Origin of the sequence: Vibrio sp. 10N.222.55.B11, from assembly GCF_041473705.1 — a bacterium.
GTDB classification, from domain to species: Bacteria; Pseudomonadota; Gammaproteobacteria; order Enterobacterales; family Vibrionaceae; genus Vibrio; species Vibrio crassostreae_C.
In genome coordinates this window covers 1-1627 of sequence record NZ_JBFRST010000098.1, presented here as the reverse complement: position 1 = coordinate 1627, position 1627 = coordinate 1, and the positions used below count along the sequence as shown (strand labels likewise).

Sequence of the window (1627 nt, the reverse complement as noted above, 5' to 3'; positions counted from 1 at the left end):
CGTAATGATAGGCAACCATCTTTCAACAGCGCTCTATTCACTCAATTACTCCAACCTGAGAATTTACAGCGTGCATGGCGTCAAGTTAAAGCCAACAAAGGTGCGGCAGGTATAGATGGCATGACCATTGATTCCTTCCCACCTTGGCTGCAACAAGGGGGCTGGCAGCAATGTAAATCTCAACTAGAGTCTGGATCCAAACAGCCGTTGGTTGTGGTATCACAAGCAAAGGGCCGTGGCGAAGTTCGAAAACCCCCGGGATACAGCAAGCGCTGAGTAATGATTACCTTAAGAAAGTAGGATTGTTTTCACTAAGAGATGGATGGATTGCTGTTCAATACCCAAATCAGGAAATGTAGATTAGGCGTTCTGAATGAACCGCCCTGTGCGGATCCGCATGCAGGGTGGTGTGGGGGCTGGAGGGTAAAGACCTCCAGCTACCCGATTATGTCTTTGTTTTTTAAGCTAAATCCCTTAACTGCTTTTCCGAAGAAGAATAAACCTGCTCATATGATGCGTTGAGTGTAATTTGGTTAAACTCTTCAACAGATAATCGGTCAAAACTCATTTCTTTTACAGAACCAAAAATTTCGTTTTTAACCAAAAACACAGCCAAATTAGGTGAAATTGGATAATAAAGACCAAACTCTTCTGTTTCTTCGCTTGTGTCTAAGAAGTTTACTACTGGTTGATCACAAGTAATAAATGGGATATCACTATTATTTTTTGCAACAACTAACTTATAGTCCGATCTATTAGCATATAGGTTGGCAGCTAACTTTGATGATAATACAATCCGAATTAAGTTAGCACACTTTATTATTTGTTCACTATTTTTCCCAATTGCCCCTGAAACTAAGGCATCATGCTGCTTTTTAGTACGCAAGTATTGCATGCATATATAGTTAAAAAAATGTGCCGCGCTTTTTTCATTTTCAAAAAAGCTTGTATCTCCAACCAGTAACCGAGTTAGGCAAGGAGCACCTTGTGACTCAATGTCAGATTGAATTTCCTCTTCAAGGTTATTAGCATAGTGCTTTTTTAGATTTTCTATTCCAACATGATTTCCATCTGATGGAAGTTTCTCTACATGCTCAACCTGAAGAAAAAGAGAAAATAATCGATCGAAAATAGCATTAGTCGATTCATCTACATTACTTAAAAACAAATCTCGCACATAATTTACATCTTGCTCAGTTAAACTATTTACCTTGTAAAAGTAGTTTTTTTGACCAACGTTCATTAAGTCTTTAGTAGAAAATACATGTTTCTTATCTCTCATGCATGCAAGCTTACCCCCTACCAACCAAGACTTGAGGTAACGTCTCCATACGTAGTGTTGCTTCTTTTTCTTTTGATTGAACATCTCAACATTTTCTCCAAAAACATAACGAATGATATGGACTCCCTCTACCTGGCACTCTGCGTGCCATACTTACTTAGTACACGCTGAAGAACTGGAGGTTACTATGTTCACCATTAAAACTATTGGCGTTGACCTTGCCAAGAATGTGTTCAGTATTCACAGCGTTGATGCATATGGCAAGTGCGTCCTACGCAAAACTGTCAAAAGAAACAAACTCTTAGACACATTCGCGAAGTTACCGCCCTGCCTCATCGGTATGGA

At 39.5% G+C, this 1627-nt stretch carries 1 protein-coding gene and 2 pseudogenes; 2 read left to right on the top strand and 1 reads right to left on the bottom strand.

Annotated features, from left to right (window positions below; all coding sequences use genetic code 11):
- Positions 1-276 (top strand): annotated as a pseudogene (locus tag AB4503_RS24550) (group II intron reverse transcriptase/maturase); the annotation flags it as partial.
- A 184-nt stretch (positions 277-460) separates the two neighbouring features.
- Here the strand turns inward: AB4503_RS24550 and AB4503_RS24545 are convergent.
- The gene (locus AB4503_RS24545; protein ID WP_372115850.1) at positions 461-1366 is read right to left on the bottom strand and encodes a DUF4238 domain-containing protein; all 906 of its coding nucleotides are present in this window, start codon (positions 1364-1366) and stop codon (positions 461-463) included.
- A gap of 103 nt (positions 1367-1469) precedes the next feature.
- Between AB4503_RS24545 and AB4503_RS24540 the strand changes: the two are divergent.
- A pseudogene (locus AB4503_RS24540) lies at positions 1470-1627 on the top strand (IS110 family transposase); the annotation flags it as partial.